Annotated in this window: 19 protein-coding genes; 4 read left to right on the forward strand and 15 right to left on the reverse strand. The window is 70.4% G+C overall.

What is annotated here, in order from left to right; translation table 11 throughout:
• Window positions 1–3 precede the first annotated feature (3 nt).
• From minE to minC, 3 genes are all read right to left on the reverse strand, one after another.
• Window positions 4–285 carry a cell division topological specificity factor MinE gene (gene minE, locus J5Y10_RS10530; protein WP_209373339.1) on the reverse strand — a complete coding sequence of 94 codons (282 nt, stop codon included), beginning with the start codon at window positions 283–285 and terminating at the stop codon, window positions 4–6.
• Window positions 282–1,100: a septum site-determining protein MinD gene (minD, locus tag J5Y10_RS10535; protein WP_209373340.1), complete on the reverse strand. Its 819-nt coding sequence runs from the start codon at window positions 1,098–1,100 to the stop codon at window positions 282–284. The genes minE and minD overlap by 4 nt, the downstream gene beginning before the upstream one ends.
• 112 nt (window positions 1,101–1,212) lie before the next feature.
• Window positions 1,213–1,950: a septum site-determining protein MinC gene (minC, locus tag J5Y10_RS10540; protein WP_209373342.1), complete on the reverse strand. Its 738-nt coding sequence runs from the start codon at window positions 1,948–1,950 to the stop codon at window positions 1,213–1,215.
• Window positions 1,951–2,081: 131 nt separating this feature from the next.
• Between minC and J5Y10_RS10545 the strand changes: the two genes are divergently transcribed.
• Window positions 2,082–2,540, forward strand: coding sequence for an acyl-CoA thioesterase (locus tag J5Y10_RS10545; RefSeq protein ID WP_209373344.1), 459 nt, complete (start codon window positions 2,082–2,084; stop codon window positions 2,538–2,540).
• Window positions 2,541–2,561: 21 nt separating this feature from the next.
• Here the strand turns inward: J5Y10_RS10545 and ggt are convergent, their stop codons facing one another.
• Genes ggt through J5Y10_RS10580 form a run of 7 tightly spaced genes read right to left on the reverse strand, consistent with a single transcriptional unit; the run spans window position 2,562 to window position 9,772 of the window.
• Window positions 2,562–4,214, reverse strand: a complete 1,653-nt coding sequence (gene ggt, locus J5Y10_RS10550) for a gamma-glutamyltransferase (protein WP_342452891.1) — start codon at window positions 4,212–4,214, stop codon at window positions 2,562–2,564.
• A 31-nt stretch (window positions 4,215–4,245) separates the two neighbouring features.
• Window positions 4,246–5,031, reverse strand: a complete 786-nt coding sequence (locus J5Y10_RS10555; RefSeq protein ID WP_209373346.1) for an ABC transporter permease — start codon at window positions 5,029–5,031, stop codon at window positions 4,246–4,248.
• 4 nt (window positions 5,032–5,035) lie between these two features.
• On the reverse strand, window positions 5,036–5,881 hold the full coding sequence (locus tag J5Y10_RS10560) for an ABC transporter permease (RefSeq protein WP_209373348.1): 846 nt from the start codon (window positions 5,879–5,881) through the stop codon (window positions 5,036–5,038).
• Window positions 5,878–6,954, reverse strand: a complete 1,077-nt coding sequence (locus J5Y10_RS10565) for an ABC transporter ATP-binding protein (RefSeq protein ID WP_209373350.1) — start codon at window positions 6,952–6,954, stop codon at window positions 5,878–5,880. The genes J5Y10_RS10560 and J5Y10_RS10565 overlap by 4 nt, the downstream gene beginning before the upstream one ends.
• A complete protein-coding gene (locus J5Y10_RS10570) occupies window positions 6,951–7,721 on the reverse strand; it encodes a class II aldolase/adducin family protein (RefSeq protein ID WP_209373352.1) in 771 nt (256 codons plus the stop codon). The genes J5Y10_RS10565 and J5Y10_RS10570 overlap by 4 nt, the downstream gene beginning before the upstream one ends.
• A 2-nt stretch (window positions 7,722–7,723) precedes the next feature.
• Complete coding sequence (locus tag J5Y10_RS10575) at window positions 7,724–8,656, reverse strand: 2-hydroxyacid dehydrogenase (RefSeq protein WP_209373353.1); 933 nt, start codon at window positions 8,654–8,656, stop codon at window positions 7,724–7,726.
• A gap of 3 nt (window positions 8,657–8,659) precedes the next feature.
• Window positions 8,660–9,772, reverse strand: coding sequence for an extracellular solute-binding protein (locus J5Y10_RS10580; protein ID WP_209373354.1), 1,113 nt, complete (start codon window positions 9,770–9,772; stop codon window positions 8,660–8,662).
• Window positions 9,773–9,897: 125 nt separating this feature from the next.
• Here J5Y10_RS10580 and J5Y10_RS10585 point away from each other — a divergent pair, with 125 nt between their 5' ends.
• A complete protein-coding gene (locus tag J5Y10_RS10585) occupies window positions 9,898–11,217 on the forward strand; it encodes an NAD(P)/FAD-dependent oxidoreductase (protein ID WP_209373355.1) in 1,320 nt (439 codons plus the stop codon).
• A gap of 11 nt (window positions 11,218–11,228) precedes the next feature.
• Here the strand turns inward: J5Y10_RS10585 and J5Y10_RS10590 are convergent, their stop codons facing one another.
• Entirely contained in the window at window positions 11,229–11,459 is a 231-nt protein-coding gene (locus J5Y10_RS10590) for a hypothetical protein (RefSeq protein WP_209373356.1), read from the reverse strand.
• A 156-nt stretch (window positions 11,460–11,615) separates the two neighbouring features.
• Here J5Y10_RS10590 and J5Y10_RS10595 point away from each other — a divergent pair, with 156 nt between their 5' ends.
• On the forward strand, window positions 11,616–12,167 hold the full coding sequence (locus tag J5Y10_RS10595; RefSeq protein ID WP_209373357.1) for a peroxiredoxin: 552 nt from the start codon (window positions 11,616–11,618) through the stop codon (window positions 12,165–12,167).
• Window positions 12,168–12,214: 47 nt separating this feature from the next.
• On the forward strand, window positions 12,215–13,762 hold the full coding sequence (locus J5Y10_RS10600) for a sensor domain-containing phosphodiesterase (protein ID WP_209373358.1): 1,548 nt from the start codon (window positions 12,215–12,217) through the stop codon (window positions 13,760–13,762).
• Window positions 13,763–13,765: 3 nt separating this feature from the next.
• On the opposite strand, the gene J5Y10_RS10605 is transcribed toward J5Y10_RS10600, so the two are convergent.
• From J5Y10_RS10605 to J5Y10_RS28720, 4 genes are all read right to left on the reverse strand, one after another.
• A complete protein-coding gene (locus J5Y10_RS10605) occupies window positions 13,766–15,046 on the reverse strand; it encodes a TRAP transporter large permease (RefSeq protein ID WP_209373360.1) in 1,281 nt (426 codons plus the stop codon).
• A gap of 10 nt (window positions 15,047–15,056) precedes the next feature.
• On the reverse strand, window positions 15,057–15,590 hold the full coding sequence (locus tag J5Y10_RS10610) for a TRAP transporter small permease (RefSeq protein WP_209373362.1): 534 nt from the start codon (window positions 15,588–15,590) through the stop codon (window positions 15,057–15,059).
• 3 nt (window positions 15,591–15,593) lie between these two features.
• The gene (gene dctP / locus J5Y10_RS10615; RefSeq protein WP_209373365.1) at window positions 15,594–16,598 is read right to left on the reverse strand and encodes a TRAP transporter substrate-binding protein DctP; all 1,005 of its coding nucleotides are present in this window, start codon (window positions 16,596–16,598) and stop codon (window positions 15,594–15,596) included.
• A gap of 64 nt (window positions 16,599–16,662) precedes the next feature.
• Window positions 16,663–19,890: an AsmA-like C-terminal region-containing protein gene (locus J5Y10_RS28720; RefSeq protein WP_209373367.1), complete on the reverse strand. Its 3,228-nt coding sequence runs from the start codon at window positions 19,888–19,890 to the stop codon at window positions 16,663–16,665.
• Between the last annotated feature and the right edge of the window lie 6 nt (window positions 19,891–19,896).

Genomic DNA, 19,896 nt, shown 5'->3' on the forward strand with positions numbered 1-19,896 from the left:
CGTTCAGGAGGCGCGGCGCACCGGCTCCGGCCCCGGCAGCTCCACCGCGATCGCAAGGGTTGAGAGATCCCCGCCCCGCTCGAGGGAAATGTTCACCCGGCCCGGATCGATGGAGACATGCCTGGCCACGAGCTCCACGATTTCCTTCTGGAGCTTCGGCAGGAAGTCCTCGCCCTGCCGGCCGATCCGCTCGTGCGCCAGCACGATCTGCAGCCGCTCCTTCGCCGCGGTCGCCGTCTGGGGCATCTCCGCCTGCTTCCCGCGGAACAGCTTCAGCCAGCTCATGCCGCCCTCCCACCGAAGAGCCGGGACAGGAAGCCCTTCTTTTCCGAATCCGTGAACCGCATCGGCCGATCATCGCCGAGGAAGCGCGCCACCGCGTCCTTATAGGCCTGCCCGGCCTGGGATTCAGCGTCCAGGATCACGGGATTGCCGGTGTTGGACGCCTTCAGCACGCTCTCGCTCTCCGGGACCACGCCCAGCAGGGGGATGCGCAAGATCTCCTGGATGTCGTCGAGCTTCAACATCTCGCCCCGCTCCACCCGCACCGGGTCGTAGCGGGTGACGAGAAGGTGCTCCTTCACCGGCTCCTTCTTCTCCTCGGCCCGCTTGGAGCGGGACTGGAGGACGCCCAGGATCCGGTCGCTGTCGCGGACGGAGGAGACCTCGGGGTTGGTCACAACGATCGCCTGGTCAGCGAAGTACAGCGCCAGCAGCGCGCCCTTCTCAATGCCGGCGGGGCTGTCGCAGAGGATGTAGTCGAATTCCTTCGACAGCTCCTCGATGATGGTGGCCACGCCCTCCTTCGTCAGCGCGTCCTTGTCCCGCGTCTGGCTCGCCGGAAGGATGGAGAGGGATTCCACCCGCTTGTCCCGGATCAGCGCCTGGCTCAGCTTCGCCTCGCCGGTGATGACGTTGACGATGTCGAACACCACCCGGCGCTCCACCCCCATGATGAGGTCGAGGTTCCGCAGGCCCACATCGAAGTCGATCACCACGGTCTTCTTGCCCGCCTGGGCCAGCCCGGTCGCGAAGGCGGCGGAGGATGTGGTCTTGCCCACGCCCCCCTTGCCCGAAGTTACCACGATCACCTGCGCCATGCGCTCTTCTCCAACCCCCTGCCCCACCGGCCGCCCCCTCGCGTGCCGGCGGAACGACCCTTCCATCGCATGGCCGGCCTTTCCCCTGGAAGGGGAATCCCGGCCCTTTCCCTCAACCCAGCCGGTCGAACCGCATGCTCTCGCCGATGAGGCAGACCTGCACGGCCCGCCCCAGCGGGGCGTCGCCCAGCCCGTCCCGCACCGCGTAGTAGCCGGCGATGGAGACCAGCTCCGGCTCGAAGTTCAGCGCGAAGATCCGGGCGGAAAGGTTCTCCGCCCCGCCCGCGATCGCCCGCCCCTTGAGGGCCCCGTAGATGTGGACATTGCCGTCCGCGATCACCTCGGCCCCCGGGTTCACCGTGCCGCGCACGATCAGGTCGCAGCCCTGGGCCCAGATCCGCTGCCCGGCCCGTACCGCCTGGTCCACCACCATGGTCGGCTGCCAGTCCGAGGGCGGGGGCGGCAGTTCCGCCACGGGCTCCGGCGCGGGCGCGGCGGGCGCTGCCACGGGCAGCTCGGCCCCGGCGGCGCGCAGCGGCGGCAGCCCGGCGGCCTGGGCGGCGGCGCGGATATCCGTCGCCCCGCCCGTGGTGCCGATCGGCGCGATATGGACGCTCCGCAGCTGGCCGATCAGGTGCCCGAAATCCGGCACCGCCGCGGGGTCCAGGTCATCCAGCCCAAGCACGATGGGCGCGTTCCGCAGGAAACCCGGGGCGCGGCGGAACTGGTCCGCCAGGGCGGGCACGATCACCTCCACCCGGGGGTCGAGCAGCCGCAGCACCAGCAGGTTGAAATTGCCCCCGCGAAGCCGGAACGGCTCCAGTCGGGCTTCGGACGCGGGGGAGGACATGCGGGCGGGGGTGGTCCTGGGAAGCGGTTCGCCGCTCACATTACAGGGAAGTGTCCGGCAGGCGAAGCCTTGCGCGCCGGGCGCCGCACGGGAACCCTGCGGCGCGACCCCACGGCCACAGGAATCCCGGAATGAGCGCGATATCCCCAGACAAAAGGCGCCCAAAGCGGGCCGATTTCCGTCATTTCCTGGAAATTCCCACGCGCTGGGGCGACAACGACGCCTATGCCCACGTGAACAACGTGACCTATTATTCCTTCTTCGACACGGTCGTGTCCCGCTTCCTCTTGGCCTCAGGCGCCATCGACTTGAAGACCTCTCCCCTGATCGGCGTGGTGGTGGAGACGGGGTGCCGCTACGTCGCGCCCATCTCCTTCCCGGACCTCGTCACTGCCGGCCTGCGGGTGACCCGGATCGGCAACACCTCCGTCCGCTACGAGATCGGCATTTTCCGCAATGAGGAAGATGAGGCGAGCGCCGAGGGCCATTTCGTCCATGTCTATGTGGATCGCGCTACCCAGACCCGGCCCACGCCGCTTCCACAGGATCTCCGCGATGCCGTGGCGCCGCTCCTCGTCGAGCTCCGCTGAGGACTCCCGCCGGCGCCCGGTCTAGCGCTGCCCCGCCTCCGGGTTGAACCGAACCCCTGCCCGCGCCAGGCCGCCCCCGATGCCGATCGGCGTGCCGTCCGCCCGCCAGCATGCCGCCCCTGTCATGATCCCGTCCCCGGCGAAGGTGACGGCCCCCATGCCGCCGCCGATGGTCCGCACCCGCTCCACGACGTGACCGCGCGCGACCAGCGCCCCCTCCGTCTCGGCCGAGATGCCGGGTTCCAGTTCCAGGCGGTGGCCCTGGGTCCAGACCCGCGGCGCCTCCACCGCCTCCTGCGGTGTCATGCCGTGGTCCAGCAGGTTGATGATCGCCTGCATGGCGGAGCCGAAGATCCGCAGCCCTCCCGGCAGCCCGAGCGCCGCGACCGGCCGTCCCTCCCGCAGCACCATCATCGGTGCCATGGAAGTGAAGACCCGCTTCCCCGGCGCCACGGACAGCGCCTTACCGGGATGCGGATCGAAGTTGTACATGTAGTTGTTGGCGATCATCCCCGTGCCCGGCACGGTGAACCGTGCACCGAACAGCCCGTTGATGGTCTGGGTGGTGGAGACGATGCCGCCCTTACCGTCCGCCACCGTCACATGAGTCGTGTTGGCCGATTCCAGCAGCCCCGCGCCGGGCCTCCAGTCCTTCGCCCGCCCCATCTCGATTTCCGCGCGCCGCGCGGCGGCGTAGGCCTTGTCCGTCAGCCGGGCTACGGGCACGTCCACGAAGGCCGGGTCCGCGGTGGCGACGGCCCGGTCGGCGAAGGCCATCTTCAGCACCTCCGCCAGCAGGTGAACCCCGTCCGGCGTGCCGAAGCCCAGCGACCGCAGGTCGAACCCTTCCAAAACGTTCAGCATCTGCGCGATGTGCACGCCGGAGGATGAGGGCGGCGGCGGCCCGATGACCTCGTGGCCCCGATAGGTGGCCCGGATCGGCTCGCGCTCGATCGGCGCCACGCGGCGAAGATCCTCGGCGGAGATCAGCCCGCCCGTCGCCTCCATATGCTGCACCAGCGCGTCGCCGAGCTGGCCGTCATAGAGCGCATCCGGCCCGGCCTTGGCCACAAGTCGCAGGCTGTCCGCGTGGTCCGCGCGGACGATCCTCTGCCCGGCCTGGATCGGGGAGCCTCCCGGCAGGAAGATGCTGGTCAGCCCGGGATCCGTCGCCAGTTCCGCCGCATTGTCGGCGATGCAGTCCGCGAGGTAGGGCGTGGCCCGCCAGCCCCGGGCGGCGATGCGGATCGCAGGGTCGATCACGTCGGCCAGGGGCAGGGTGCCGTAGCGTTCCAGCGTGTGGCACCAGGCCCGCAGCGCCCCGGGCACGGCCATGGCCAGGGGGCCGAAATGGTTCGCCCGGCCCTCTGTCTCCTGGTAGTCCGGCAGGGTGTCGGAGACCGGCCGGTACATGTCCGGCCGCGCGGCCAGCGGCGCGGTGGAGAGCCCGTCCACCACCACGTGCCGGCCATCCGGCAGGCGCAGATGCGCCACCCCGCCGCCCAGCACGCCGACCATCATCGGCTCCACCACCGTCAGCGTGAAGAGCGCGGCGACCGCGGCATCCACGGCGTTGCCGCCGGCCAGCAGCATTTCCGCCCCGGCGCCCGAGGCCAGGGGATGGTTGGTCACCACCACGCCCTGCCGGGCTGTGACGGGGTGCTTTTCGGTCACGTCGTTCCTCTCCCCTCGCCCGGTCCGGGCGTCAGTCCTCGCGCCGGCGGCGCAGCGTCAGGTCCAGCAGAAGCAGCAGGACCGTCATCCCCACCAGGAGCACCGCCACCGCCGCCATCGCCGGGTCCAGGTTCTCGTTGATCCCGTCCCAGATCTTGCGCGGCAGGGTGAAGACCCGGCGTGAGGCGATGAAGAGAACCACAACCAGTTCATCCCAGGAATGGATGAAGGCGAAGATCGCGCCGGAGACCACCCCCGGCATGATCCGGGGGAGGATGACCCAGCGCAGGGTCTGGAGGAGCGAGGCGCCCATCCCCCGCGCCGCGCTCTCCAGCCGCGGGTCGAAGGCGGCCAGGGCCGTGGAGACGGTGATGACGACATAGGGCATGCCGGTCACCCCATGGGCGAGCACCACGCCGAGGAAGCTGTCCAGCAGCCCCAACCCGGCGAAATAGCGGTACAGCCCGATCGCATAGGCGATGCTGGGAATGATGATCGGCAGCAGCATCAGCGCCCGCACCAGGTCCGTGCTGCGCCTGGAGAGCCGCCAGCACCCGATGGCGCAGAGCGTTCCCAGCACCACAGCCAGCAGGGTGGAGGCCGTGGCGATCCAGGCGGATTGCAGGATGGCATTCGTCCAGGCCGGCGTGGTCAGCAGCCGCACGTAGTGCTGCGCCGACAGCTCGTGATAGGGCAGCGACAGGAAGCGCTGATCCGTGAGCGAGACCGGAAGGATGATCGTAATCGGCAGGATCAGGTAGATCACGGTAATCCAGGCGACGGCGCCGTTCAGCCAGCCCGGCCGGTATCCGCCCATCCCCCTAGCCTCCCGATCCGAAGAGCCGCCGCAGGTTCACCAGGCGGGAGAAAACGGCGAGCGTGACCAGGATCGCCACCACCAGCACCGTCGCCATCATCGCGCCCAGCCCCCAGCGGATCAGGTCCAGGATCTGCAGCTTGATCCACTCCGCCGCCATCAGCGTCTTGCCGCCCCCGAGCAGCGCGGGGGTGATGTAGAAGCCGAGGCTGAAGATGAAGACCAGCACCCCAGCCGCGATCACGCCGGGCATGGACAGCGGCAGGAACACCCGCAGGAAGGCCGATGCGCGGGAAGCGCCGAGCCCCCGCGCCGCGGCCAGCACGCGCGGATCGATCTCCCGCATGGCCGAAAGCATGGGCAGCACCGCGTAGGGCACCATATAGTGCACCATCCCCACGATGATGCCGAACTCGTTCCACACCAGTGGCAGGGGTTCGCTGATCGCGCCAATGGCCAGCAGCCCCTCGTTCACCAGCCCCTGCCGCCGCAGCAGCGTCACCCAGGCGAAGGCCCGCACCAGCACGGAGATCCAGAGCGGCACCAGGACCGCCAGCAGCCACCAGCGCTGGGCCCTGGGTCCCGCCATGGCGACACGGAAGGCCAGCGCATAGCCCAGTAGCAGCGCGATCGCGGTCGTCACCACACCGATTCGCAGCGTGGTGAGGATCACGCGCTGCACGCTCTCGCTCGTGAACAGCCGCTCGTAATTGCCGAAGCCCGGCCGGGGCTCCGTCACGCTGATCGCCAGCACCTGGACGATCGGCGCCAGGTAGAAGGCGGTCAGCAGAAGGAAGGCGGGCAGAATCAGCGCCCACCAGCCCAGCGCGGCACGGCCCCTGGGGTTCAAGCCGCGTCTTCCAGAACCGCCACGGCCGCATCGCGCGAGAAGCCCAGCCGCACGGGCAGGCCCTCGGCCGGCGCCACCGCGGCCCGCCAAGCCGGCAGATGCACCCGGATCGGCCCGAGGTCGGGGGTTTCCACCACCAGCCCGTAACCGGTGCCGAGATAGGACCAGGAGGCGATCCGCCCGCCCACCACGTTGTCCTCCGCCGCGCCGTCCGGCAGCAGCACGATCTTCTCAGGCCGCAGTGAGAGCACCGCGGGCCCGTCGGCCGTGCCGCGCGCCAGCACACGCGCCCCACCGCGCCGCAGGGTGATGCCGCCGGCATCCACCACCGCATCGCCCTCGATGAAGTTGGACTTGCCCAGGAAGTCCGCCACGAAGCGCGTCGCCGGGCGTTCGTACAGCGCCTCCGGCGTGCCCACCTGCACGAGGTTGCCGTGATTGAGGATGGCGATCCGGTCGGAGAGGCTCAGCGCCTCCTCCTGGTCGTGCGTCACGTTGATGAAGGTGCGCCCCACGCGCCGGTGCAGCGCCTTCAGCTCCTCCTGCAGCTCTGCCCGCAGCTTCTTGTCGAGAGCGGAAAGCGGCTCGTCCAGAAGCAGCAGGGCGGGATCGAAGACCAGTGCCCGCGCCAGCGCCACGCGCTGCTGCTGCCCGCCGGAGAGCTGCGAGGGTTTCCGATCCGCGAACCTCCCGAGTTGCACGAGATCCAGCGCCGCCCGCACCTTCGTATCCCGCTCCGCCCGACCGAGCTTGCGCACGCGAAGGGGAAAGGAAACATTCTCGGCCACGGTCATGTGCGGGAACAGCGCATAGCCCTGGAACACCATGCCGAATTCGCGCCGCTCCGGCGGCAGGTCGGTGATGTCCCGCCCATCCAGCAGGATCCGGCCTGCGGTCGGCTCCACAAACCCCGCCACCATCATCAGGATCGTCGTCTTCCCTGATCCGGATGGCCCCAGCAGGGTCAGGAACTCCCCGCTGGCCACCTCCAGCGAGGCGTCCCGCACCGCCACGAAGTCACCGTAGCGCTTCCCGATGCCCTGCAGCGACAGGGCGTGCCCAGCCGCACTCACGTCATGTAGTCCGGCTGCTCGCGGTCCATCTTCCGCCGCATGGCCTGCCAGACCAGCCAGCCCTTCACCGGGCTGTTCCCGCCCTGCTCCCGCGCGCGGAGCACCACTTCCTCCGGCGGGATGTCCAGTTCGGCGCCCGACGACTGGGCGGCGATCTGGATGCGGCAGGACTGCTCCAAGTAGTACATCCAGTAGAAAGCCTCGGCCACCGTGCGGCCCACGGTCAGCAGCCCGTGATGGCGCAGCACCATGGCGGGCTTGTCGCCCATGTCGCGCACCAGCCGCTCACGCTCGCCCAGGTTGTCGTCCGCCGCCACGCCCTCGTAGTCGTGGAAGGCCACGCGGTCGTGGAACTCCGTGCTGATCTGGTTCAGCGGCAGCAGCCCGCCCTTCTGCGCCGCCACCGCCATGCCGGCCAGGGTGTGCGTGTGCATCACGCATTGCGCGTTCGGCGCGCCCATGTGCAGGGCGGAGTGAATGACGAAGCCCGCCGGGTTCACCGGCCAGCTCGTCTCCTGCGCCAGCTCCCCTTCCGCATCCACCAGGACGAGGGAGGAGGCGGTGATCTCCTCGAACAGCAGGCCGTAGGGATTGACGAGGAACCGGTGTCCCTCCCCCGGCACGCGCACCGAGAGATGCGTGTAGACCAGGTCCGTCATCCCGAGATGCGCGATCAGGCGATAGGCGCAGGCCAGGTCGCGCCGCAGCTCCGCCTCAGTCGGCACATGGTTCGGATCGGGCCGCACGGGCGGCGGGGGAAGCGGCATGTCTAGTACCCTCGCGCCGGATCGTAGAGGTTCGGCACCGGCCGTCCCGCCTCGAATTCCGTGATGACGTCGGCCACGAAGCGCGCCCGGTCCTTCACACGCGCCACGCTCGCCACATGCGGCGTGACCGTCACCTTCGGATGTGCCCAGAGCGGGCTATCGGCCGCCAGCGGCTCCGGCTCGAACACGTCCAGCACCGCACCAGAGAGATGGCCGGAATCCAGCGCCGCGACGAGGTCCGGCACGACCAGATGCGGTCCGCGCCCGGCATTCACCACCGCCGCGCCCTCCGGCAGCTTCGCCAGCAGTTCCGCATTAATGATCCCCGTCGTCTCCGGGGTGGAGGGCAGCAGGCAGACCAGCACGTTGCTGCGGCGGATGAAGGCGTCGAACTCCTCCGGCCCCGCGAAGCTTTCGGCACCGGCCACGTTCTTCCGGCTGCGGGACCAGCCGACCACGGAATAGCCCAGCCCTCCCAGCATCGGCACGACCTGCGCGCCAAGTGTCCCCATGCCCATGATGCCGACGGTGAGGTCCTCCGCCGTGAATTCCGGGTTCACGTAGTTCCAGCGCGCCTCCGCCTGCTGCACCGCATAGGTGCGGCCAAGGCGCAGCAGGTGCAGGCAGGCCCAGGCGACGTACTCGCCCATGCGCTGCCCGATTTCCGCCCCGCCCATCCGCACCAGCGGCAGGTGCCGCGGCCATTGCGGATCCCGCGTGATGTGGTCCACCCCCGCGCCGATGGAGACGACCATCTCCAGGTTCGGCAGGCTCGCCAGCCATCCCGAGGGCGGTTCCCATGTCAGGGCGTAGCGGACCTTCTCCGGCGGAACCTCGTCGGTCCCCGGCCGGATCTCCAGACCGGGCACGAGATGCGACAGGTGGTCGCACCACTGCTTCATGTAACGCGTGCCCGGAGCCTTCACGACAAGCATGGATCAACCCGTGATGATGTCGACCATCTCTTGGTTCAGCTCGGTGTAGTTGTCACCCCACCAGTTGCCGTCCAGCGTGACCTGTTGCGCGGCGTTGGCCGGATCGGTCGGGTTGAAGCGCTTGAACTCCTGCGGCACCAGCGCGGCGGCGCGCGGGTTGGTCGGCCCATTGCCGAGAAGCTTCAACAGCTCCACCTGCGGCTCCGGGTTCGCCAACATGCTCGCCAGCAGGCGCTGCGCGTCCGCACCGCCGGGATTGCCGCGCGGGATCACGAAGATGCCGGCCTGGAGCAGCCCCTGGTTCCAGGTGAACTTGATCCGGCCCTTGGACTCGTCCTCCAGCACCTTCGCGCGGGTGTGCCAGATGATGCCCATCACGGCCTCGCCCGTGCGCATGAACTGCTCGCTCTCGGAGCCGCTGTTCCAGAACACGGCGTTGCGCCGGATCTCCTTGATCTTCGCCAGGCAGGCGCGCCCGTCCAGCGGGTAGAGTTTCGCCGGATCCTTCCCCAGCGCCATCTGCGCCGCATCCAGCACCGCCAGCGCATCCCGGCGCAGCAGCCGGGTGCCCGGGAACTTGCGCGTGTCGAAGAAGTCCGCCCAGTTCTGCGGCCCGCCATTCGGGAACTTTGCGCTGTCATAGGCCAGCACGGAGGAGAAGGAGTAGGGCGCCGCCCCGTATTCCAGCGTGAAGGCCTCGGAGATCGCGTCGCTCTTCTTCACGACGTTGTAGTCGATCTTCGAGACCAGGTTGTCCTTCCCCAGCACGCGGGAGGAGGAGGCGGAGCTGTCGCAGAGGTCCCAGGTGACGGCCCGGCTGTCCACCATGCTCTTGATCCGCCCGGCCGAGGGGCCGGTGCTGTTCATGCCGACCTTGATGCCGGGGTTCGCCGCCTCGAAGGGGGCGCCGTAGTTGCGCGAGAAGCCCTCGTTGGCGAGGCCACCCCAGTTGCAGATCACCAGTTCCTTCGCCGCCTGCGCGCGCGCCGCGCCCCCCGCCACGGGCAGCAGGCCCATTGCGCCGAGCGCCTGCAGTGCCCCGCGCCGGGAGACGGTCCCGCGCTCGATCGCGCGACGCGCCAGATCGGCGCAGTCCTCTTGGAAGCTCTGCGACATCCCTCTCTCCCCTCGCTCCGGACAGCTTGCCGGAACGCCGATGCGGCGCGACCCTGATCGGCGCGTGGGAACGTTCCCAGCAAGTTTGATACCAGCAGTCTGAGACAGGCCGGGGCACCGACGCAATGAGCCACCCTCTCTTCGCCGAAGGCTTCCGCACCACCCCCTGGTGGTGGGAGGCCGCCGAGCCGGCCCCGCGCCCGGCCGAGCTGCCCGACCGGGCCGAGGTGGCGGTGGTGGGTGGCGGCTATGCCGGCCTCTCCGCCGCCCTCACCCTCGCCCGCCTCGGCCACCGCCCCGTTGTGCTGGACGCGGAGCGGATCGGCTGGGGCGCCTCCTCCCGAAACGGTGGCATGGTTTCGGGCGGCCTCAAGGTGGCCTCCGGCGAGATGGAAAAGCAGCACGGCGCCGAGCGTGCCGCGGCGATCGCCCGCGATTCGGCCGCGTCCTTCCCCTTCATTGAGGAGCTGATCGCGCGGGAGGGGATCGACTGCGACTATCTCCGCTGCGGCCGCTTCGCCGCCGCCTGGACCCCGGCGCACTACCGCGCCCAGGCCGGGAAACTCGCTTTCATTGAGAAGGCCACCGGCCTTCCCGCCTCCATGCTGCCGCGCGAGCGCCAGCACGAGGCGCTGGGCAGCGACCACTACCACGGCGGCATGCTGGCCGCCGCCACGGGCAGCCTGCACCCCGGCAAGTACGCGCGCGGCCTAGCCGGCGCCGCGGCGAAGGTCGGCGCCGCCCTCATTGACTCCACCCGGGTGGGGGGCATCGCGCGGGAGGGCGACGGGTTCCTGCTGAAGACCTCGCGCGGCGTGCTCCGCGCCGATGCCGTCCTCGTCACCACCAATGGCTACAGCCTGGACATGGCCGGCAGCAGCGCCATGCCGTGGCTGGCCCGCCGCCTCATCCCCGTCGGGTCCTACATCATCGCCACGGAGGAACTGCCGGTGGAGACGATCGACCGCCTCTTTCCCGGCCGCCGCATGATCAGCGACACGAAGCGCGTGCTGAACTACTTCCGTCCCTCGCCGGACGGACGGAGGGTGCTCTGGGGCGGCCGCGCCTCCTTCGGCCCCACCACGCCGGAGAAAGCGGCGCCCGTGCTGCATGGCTTCATGACCGCCGTCTTCCCGGAACTGGCGAAGACCCGCATCACCCATGCCTGGACGGGCAACGTCGCCTTCACCTTCGACTTCCTGCCGCATGTCGGAACGCAGGAAGGGATCCACTACGCCGCGGGCTGCCAAGGCTCTGGCGTCGCCATGGCCAGCTGGCTCGGCCACCGGGCCGCGCTCCGGATCGCCGGGGCGGAGAACGAGCCCTTCGCCCTGGCCGACCTGCCCTTCCCCACTGCGCCCGGCTACTCCGGCCGTCCCTGGTTCCTGCCCCTGGTCGGCGGCTGGTACCGGTTGCGCGACCGGGTGGACCGGATGGCCGCCTGAGGCCCTGGCCGTCAGGCCGTGCCCGGCCGGACAGCGGCCGGAACAAGACCGGCACGACGCCAGATCGCGCGCAGCCGGACCTCCCGCACCCGCAGCACCGTCGCATTCCCCCTGCGAGCGGTGCCGTGCCACGCCTTGCCGCCAGCGTCCCGGGCCACCGGCGTTCCCATGTACGGCATCGCCTGCCAGGCCAGTTCACCCGGGACACCCATCCGGTCGTACCAATCGTCGATGACCATCATCGCCACCTGCTGAGGAGCCCTCATATTCGTGGGAATTTTTCCCACATCAAGGGAGGAAAGGCCTCTCTCACACTTCGACACCGTGAGAAACGGGGCGTCTTGCCCCCCGTTCCTCCCCTCGGCCCAACACTGGCCCACCAGGAGACCCCGACGCGCATGCTCACCATCGGCGACCGCTTCCCCAGCTTCCGGCTCTCGGCCGTGGAGGGCGGCCCGCGGGGACTGGACCCGAAAACGGCCTTCACCACCGTCAGCGACGCCGACGACACCGGGCGTTGGAAACTGATCTTTTTCTGGCCGAAGGACTTCAGCCTTCTCTGCCCGACGGAGATCCTCGGCTTCGCCCGGCTCGCCCGTGAGTTCGAGGATCGGGGCGCCGTGCTCTACGGCGCATCCCTCGACAGCGAGCTCGTGCACATGCACTGGCGGCAGCACCACCCGGAGCTGCGGAACCTTCCCTTCGCCATGCTCTCCGATGTCCGGCGCGAGCTGTCCAGGGAATGCGGCATCCTCGACCCAGTGGAGGGCGTGCCGCTCCGCGCGACCTTCCTCGTGGATCCCGAAGGCGTCATCCGCCACGTCTCCGTCAACGACCTCGCCGTGGGCCGCAACCCGCAGGAGGTGCTGCGCGTGCTGGAGGCGCTGCTCACGGGGGAACTCTGCGGCTGCAACTGGCAGAAGGGTGACGAGGCACTCAAGGTCGGTTGAAGGCGCGGCTTAACCGGCGATTCAGCGGGGCCGTTCAACCTGCCCTTATGGAACCCCTCCGCGCGCCCCCGCCGCCGGGCACTGGCCGCCGGACGGCGGCGGACCCCCGCGACATCTTCGTGACCTTCGCCTTCGCGGCGGCGGACCTGCTAGTGGAGACCGACCCGCAGGGCATCGTCACCTTCGCCGCCGGTGCCTTCCGCCATCACCTCGGCCAGACGCCGGAGGCTTTCCTCGGCCGCCCCCTGGAAAGCCTCATCGCCGCGGAGGAACGGAACGCGCTCGGCATGTCCATGCAGATCCTGGCCACACGCGGGCGGCTTCCTCCAACCGCCACGCGGCTGAACGGCCCACGCCGGCCGAGCTTCTGCCTCGCCGGCCTGGCCCCGGCCGGGCCGGGCGGCCGCTTCTGCCTCACCCTTGGCCCGCTACCCGTGCCGCCCCAGGCCGCCGCCATGGCCTCGCGCACGGTCTTCACCCGCGCCGCCGCGGGCGCGGCCGGTCACGGCACCCTCGCCCTCATCGACCTGCCGCAGGAGGTAAGGAAGGCCATCGGCAGCCGGCCGGATGTGGAAGGCGCGCTGGATGCCGCCCTGCTGGCGGAGGGCGGCGGCGGCCTTGCGGGCCGCCTGGCACGGGGCCGCTACGGGCTGGTGCTGGGGGGTGAATCCGGTAGCCTTGAGGCTCTCGTTGCCCGAATCGAGGACGTGCTCGGTTCGCACGGCCTTCCCGGGGACGTCGCGGCCCGCAGCCTGTCCCTGGACACCGCGGGGCTGACCCCGGCCCAGGCCACGCGGGCGCTGCGCCATGCGCTTTCCCGCTTCGCCGGTCACGGCATGGCGGGCGTACCGGAAGGCGGGCTGGCGGAGTCGCTCCGCCAGATCGCGGCGCGCGCGGGAGAGGTGCGGCGGGCCATCGCCGAACGGCGGTTCAACCTTCTCTACCAACCCATCGTGGACCTGCGGCAGCGCGCCACACATCACTACGAGGCGCTGCTGCGCCCGCGTGAGGGCGGGGTGGAGGATTTCGTGCGCTGCGCCGAGACGGTGGGGCTGACGGAGGAGCTGGACCTTGCCGTGGCCGATACGGTGCTGGACGCGCTGCGCTTCTCGCCGCGCGCCAGCATCGCCCTGAACGTCTCCGGCCTCTCCATGCAGAGCCCGCGCTTCCGGGAGGCCTTGAAGGCCCGGCTGGATGCCCGTGCCAGCATCGTCCCGCGCCTGATGGTGGAACTGACCGAATCCGTGGAAGTGGAGGATGAGGTGGCCGCCCGCGCCACGATCGACATGCTGCGGGAACGCGGCATCGCCCTCTGCATCGACGATTTCGGCGCCGGCGCAGCCGCCTTCCGCTACCTCCGCAACTTCGCGGTGGACTGGGTGAAGGTGGACGGTGCCTATGTGAAAGCCGCGCTGCGCAGCGAGAAGGACCGGTCCTTCGTCGCCAGCATGGTCGATCTCAGCCTTGCCGTCGGCGCCCGCGTCATCGCGGAGCAGGTGGAGACGGAGGAGCACGCGGCCGTCATGGCCTCGCTCGGCGTGGAGATGGCCCAGGGCTACCTCTTCGCCCGCCCGGCCCCCCTTCCCGCCGGCTAGCCCCTACCCGCCATACCCGGCCTGCCGCGGCAGCCACAGCGCGATGCCGGGGAAGGCGATCAGCAATCCCGTCCCCACCGCCAGCATGAGCATGTAGGGGATGATGGAGCGGTTGACTTCCGACAACGGTGCCCCCGTGATCGCCTTGATCACCACGAGGTTCATCGCAACGGGCGGCGAGATCAGCGCCATCTCAAGGGAGAGGGTCAGCAGCACCCCGTACCACACCTTGTCGATGCCCAGCCCCGCCATGGCCGGCATGATGGCCGGCATCGTCAGCAGGATGATGGAGAAGCTCTCCAGCACCAGCCCCAGCAGGAACAGCAGGACCATCATCGCCACCAGGAAGCCGGTGCGGGAAAGCCCCATATCCGTCACCAGCGCCGCCAGTTCCTGCGGGATGTGCAGCTTCGTCAGCATGTAGCCGTACACGGCCGCGCCCGCGATAATCATCAGCAGCATCGCGCTGGTCCGCGTCGCGTCCTGCACCCCGTCCCACAGGTCCCGCCAGGTGATCGTGCGGTAGATCACCGCCGCGATCACGATGGCGTAGAGCGTCCCTGCCCCCGCCGCCTCCGTGGCGGTGAAGACGCCCATGTAGATGCCGCCCAGCACGAAGATCGGCAGCGTCATGGACCACCCTGCACGCCGGAAGGAGGTGCCGAGGCGCTCCGGTGGCGGCTCGTCCGCCGGCGCAATGGCCCGCTTCTCCGTTGCCCAGACATAGAGGGCGAAAGCCAGCGCCATCATCAGCCCCGGCACCACGCCCGCCAGGAACAGCGCGCCGACGCTCGTCTCCGTCACGAAGGCATAGAGAACCATGGGCGCCGAGGGCGGGATGAGGATGCCGAGCGTCCCGCCGCCCGCCACAACCCCGAATGCCCCGCGGCGGGACATGCCGTAGCGCAGCATCTGCGGAATCGCGATCTTGCCGATGGTGAGCGCAGTGGCGACCGAGGACCCGCAGATCGCCGCGAAGATCGTGCAGGCGATCACCGTCGCGATACCAACGCCGCCCCGCACGTTCCGCATCAGAGCGAAGGCGGCTCCGTAGAGGTCGTCCACCACCCGCCCGCGCACCATCACATGCGCCATCATCATGAACAGCGGGATGGCGACCAGCAGGTAGCCGTTGAGGTTCCCGATGACGATCTCGCCCAAGGCGGGGATGCCGCCCTCCACATAGAGCAGCACGCCCAGGGGCAGCAGGAACAGCGCCGCGAACATCGGCAGGCCGAGATAGAGAAGGCCGATCAGCACGGCCATCAGGATCAGGAAGGACATGGGAAGTCGCCTACTCGCCGCGCGCCAGCGTGTCCCGCGGCAATTCCTCGTCGCCCGTGGGCAGGTAGTCCGGCGTGCCGCCGGCCAGCAGCACCAGGCACTGCGCCAGCGAGACGAGGAGCAGCAACGCCGCGCCGATCGGCAGCAGCACCTGGACCCACCATTCCGGCACGCCGGGGATATCGGTCATCAGCCCCACCATCATGGAGAACTCCACGGTCTCCCACCCCGCCCAGAGCAGGATGCCCGCCACCAAGGCGACGGAGGCGGCGCCGACCACATGCGCCGCCCTCGCCAGCCGCGGCCCGAGCCGCGAGACGGCCACGTCCACCCCGATATGCTCGAAACGCCGCTGCGCCTCCGGCGCCGCCAGCAGCACCAGAGCCACCACCAGCCACCCCGCCACCTTATCCACCCAGGGCTGCGGCGAGTGGAACAGATAGCGCGCGCCGACCGAAATCCCGATCAGCACGAGACAGACGACGGTGGAGAGCGAGGCCAACCCGCAGGCGAAGCGGGAAAGCAGGCCGACAGCGCGCTGCATCGGTCAGACGGCCCGTAGCAGGTCCAGCAGCCGCGGCCCGCTCTCCGGCGCGGACTTCAGGAAGGCGTCCATCACGGGCTTCTGCATCGCGGCCTGCCAGGCCGCCACCTGCTCCGGCGTCTGCTCCGTCACCGTCATGCCCTTCTCGCGCAGTTCGCCCACGGCGGCGTCGGCGGTCTTCACCGTCACGTCCACCGCCTCGGCCTCGGCCTTGGCCAGCGCCGCCTCGATAATCCCGCGCTGCTCCGCCGGCAGCCGGTCCCACCAGCGCGGGTTCACGTAGACCTGGGTGGAGACGGCGAAGAAGGGCGAGACGGTCCCGTACTTCTGCACCTCGTAGAAGCGGCGGGACACCGCGGCGGAGACATCCGTCAGCCCCGCATCCAGCACGCCCGATTGCAGCGCCCCCACCACCTCCGGCGCCGGCGTCGCGGCAGGCGCCGCGCCTACGGCGACCAGCGCGGTGTCGATCAGGCTGTTGATGCCGCGGATCTTCACGCCGCGGAAATCCGCCGGGCTGACCAGCGGCGCCTTCTGCGAGGTGAAGATCGCCCGGTTCGTCGTGAACAGCCACGCCACGGAGCGCACCGCCCGCCGCGCCGTGATCCCGTCCAGGAATCTCCTCGCCTCGGAGGCCGGGAAGCGCCGGTTCTTCTCCAGGTCGGCAAAAAAGAAGGGGATAGTCTGGCCGGACATCTCGGGGATGGTGTTGCCCCAGGTGAAGTTCGTCGCCACCGCCGCCTCGAAGGCGCCGCGCGCCACGCCCGGGAAGTTCTCCGCCACCTTCGCCAGCTGCTCGGCCGGGAAGACCTGCACGTCCACCGCACCGTTACTGCGCGTCTTCACCTCCTCCGCGAAGCGCGCCAGCACGCCGGCGATGTGGTGGGATGGCGGGTACTGGTGCGACAGCCGCATCACCGTCGCGCCCTGCGCCCGTGCGCCGTGCAGGGCCGGGAGCGGCAGGGCGGCCGCGAGGGGCAGAGCAAGAAAATTGCGTCGGGAACCCATCGGGCGTCCTCCGGATTTCGTTCGCCCGGGTTTGGCCCTGCCCCTTCCGCCGGTCAAGCGCGGTTCAGCGGCCCTCCCGTTCCGTCAGCAGCCCTCGCAGCGCCCCGGGCGCGAGCAGGGAGAGCGGATCGAGCGCCAGGTCCGGGTCGTCCAGCTTGCCCGTGACACGGAAATTGGCCGCGAAGAGCCCGCCGTTTCGTTCCGCCGTGAAAAGCCGCCCAATGCCGGGGATACGCCCCAGGGCCGAATTCACCGCATAGGACGGCACGATGGTCCCGCGCAGGTCGATGCGCTCCGCCTCCAGCAGCACACGCCCGCCCAGGGTGATGCCGAGGGAAGCCGAGACGGCCCGCGCCTCGGTCAGCGTCAGCGCCTGGGGCGTGTAGGTGAAGGGCGCACTGGCCACGGTGAAGCGCAGACCCGGCCCCCGTACCGCCTCGGGGATGCCGTAGATGGAGAGCGCCTGCAGCAGCTTCCCGATCGAGGCCGCCTCCCGCACCCCGAAGTCGCGCAGCTCCGCCACGCCCTCGAGCGGCGAGTTCGGCTCGTTGCCCGACCAGGTGCCGGAGGCGTGGAGGTTTCCCCCATCCACCGCGTCGAATACGCCGAGGTCGCGCAGCAGCGTCCCCAGCCCTTCCGCACGCGCCTCCATGGCCCGCCCGGCGCCGCGCGGCACCACCACCGCCTCCACACCGCCGCCACCGACGCCACGGGCGCTGATCGCCGCCTCCCGGATCACGCCGCGCGCGTCGCGGAACAGCACCGCCCGCACCGGCGCCAGTTCCCGCCCGCCGCCCAGCCGCACGCGGTCGATCGCCGCATCCACGCGGAGAGGGGTGGAGCCGCCGTTCCGCCCGGAACGCCCCTTGTCATTCCCGCCGCCGAGATCACGCAGCAGCCCTTCCGCATCCAGCAGCGTCCCGCGGACCCGAATGTCCCAGGGCTCGCCGGAGGCCCCCGGCGAGACCACGCGCCCGGCCAGCCCGCTCGGCCCGATCCGCGCCTCCAGCAACTCCGCCCCGCCAAAGGCCCCGCCGGGCCGGAAGTTGACCCCGCCTCGCACGGAAAGATCCGGCCCCTCCAGCCGCAGCCCTTCCACGGATTCCAGGTTCTCGCCGCGCAGCCGCACCACCGCTTCCGCCCGCGCGGGCGCCCCGGCGGGCTTCGTATAGTCGAAGGGCTTCAGCGCGATCCGCGCCTCCCGCAGGTCCGCCTGCACCGCCGCCCGCACCGCCTTGGACCGCTGCCGCTCCCCCTGCACGGAAAAGCCGAAGGCGCCACCGAGATAGGGCGCCACGTCCACCCCGAACCGCGCCAGGTCCGCCGCCGTGGCGCGCCCCTCCACCTGCACGCGCTCGGTCACCTGGCTCGGCGGCCCTGAGCGGAAATCCAGCTCCGCCTTCACCCGCGCCGGGACCGGGCCGACCCGCGCCGTCCCCGCGACCGTCATCCCCTCTACCGTCAGCCCGACATCGAGCTGCGCCCGCTCGACGGAGACTCCCTCCGCCACGTTCGCCACCCGGCCATTCGTGATCCGGGTCTGCGTGGCCAGCTTCAGGTCGTCGATGGGCAGGTCGTTCAGCAGCGGCAGCGCGGTGATGGTCAGCCGCGTCTCTTGCGTGCCGCCCAGCTGCTCCGGCCGCACAGGCACCTTCTCCGTCAGGTGCAGGCGGGGGTGGCGCACCAGCGCGATCGCATCGGCGAAGGGGCCGGTGATCCGGCCCTCGATATCCGCCTTCTCGACGTTCGGCAGCGGCACGCCGAGGTCGAAGATGCGGATGCGCGCCTCCGGCACGGCCAGCGCCGTGCCACTCTGCCGCGCGGCGCGTGCCTGGATCACGATCTCCTTCATCGAGAAGGTGACGGTGCCGTCCACCCCCTCCAGCGGCGGCACCGGGCGCAGCCAGTGCACCGTCAGCCCCTCGGCCAGCAGCGTGCCGCCGGCATCCGTCAGCTTCGCGTCCGAGAAATCCGCGGCCGCCTCCCCTTCCGCGAACCAACGCCCGTCCCGCGCCAGCCCGGTGGTCAGGTTTTCCGTGATCCAGCGGCGCCCGCCCTCCGCCAAACCGGGCGGCCAGTAAATCTTCAGGTCCGGCACCGCGATCGCGTCGATCCCGAGCTCCACCCGCCCCCTCCACCGCTCGCCCTGCCGGTCCGCCCCGCCGGACAGCGTGACCTGCGGCGAGGGCCGGCCCGGTGCCCCCGGGGGCAGGGTCAGGGCGAAACGCTCCACCGCGATCCGCCGCCCGTCGCCGGCCAGAACCAGCTCCGCCTCCCGGAACTCCGTCCGCGTCGCCCCGGCGGTGATCCGCCCGGGGGAGGAGCGTACCTCGGCCCGGCCGGAGAAATCGCCGTTGCCGAAGTTGTACCGGGCCTGGAACCGGGCGCCCAACTCCGCTTCCAGCGCCTTCAACGGCGCGAGCGAAGGCAGGGCGGTCGCCAGAGCCGGCGGGCTGACGGCCTCGATCTCCAGCGAAGCCTCCGCGACGAGCGGGTCGCCGGACGTGCGCCCGGAAATGCGAACGGGGATGTCCTGCCCGGCCAGGCGCAGCCCGCCGGAGCCGGCGATGTCCACCGCTCCCTCGTCACCGCGCGTAAGGAGGAGCGATACCCGATGGATAGCCCAGGAGAGGCGCAGCGGATCGTCCCGAACCTGCACCACCCCATCCTCCACCCGGAACTCGCGCAGGGCTGAGAAAGGCGAGTTCGGGTCGTCTCCGCGCAGGATTTTCGCGAGGGCGTCCGTCCCCGCGCGCACCCCTTCGTCAGGCGTGGCCACCCCCGGCGTCGCCGTGTCGAGCGGCCCGGAGGAGACGCCGAGATCGACCGAGACGGCTCCGCCCATGTCCCGCCGCAGCAGCGCCATCGGCTCCCGCAGCACCACCCGCACGGGGGCCACCACCCCGCGCATCAACGGCGGCAGCGCCACGCTTGCTTCAAGGGAGCCCAGGGAGGCGCGCGTGCTTCCCGCCCCATCCCTCGCCCGCAGCCCGTCCAGCCGCAGCTCCACCGGTTGCGGCGTGCCGCCTGTCCAGCCCCTCCAGGAAACGAAGGCCTGCCCCCAACTGAACTCCAACCCGGGCGCCATCCCGGCCAGCTGTTCCGCCACCAGCCGGTTCACCCCGGGCACCGAGGGGACGGCCAGCGGACCCTGCGCCAGCCGCCAGCCGAGCGCCGCAACTCCCAACCCGGCCACCAGGACCAGCAGCATCGCCAGCCGCAGAAGGAAGGACACACCGCCCACAAGGCCGCGCCCGAGCAACCGCCCCACTTGACCGAGACGCCCAGTCACGCCTTG

The sequence above is a fragment of the Roseomonas indoligenes genome, from assembly GCF_017813365.1.
GTDB classification, from domain to species: Bacteria; Pseudomonadota; Alphaproteobacteria; order Acetobacterales; family Acetobacteraceae; genus Roseomonas; species Roseomonas indoligenes.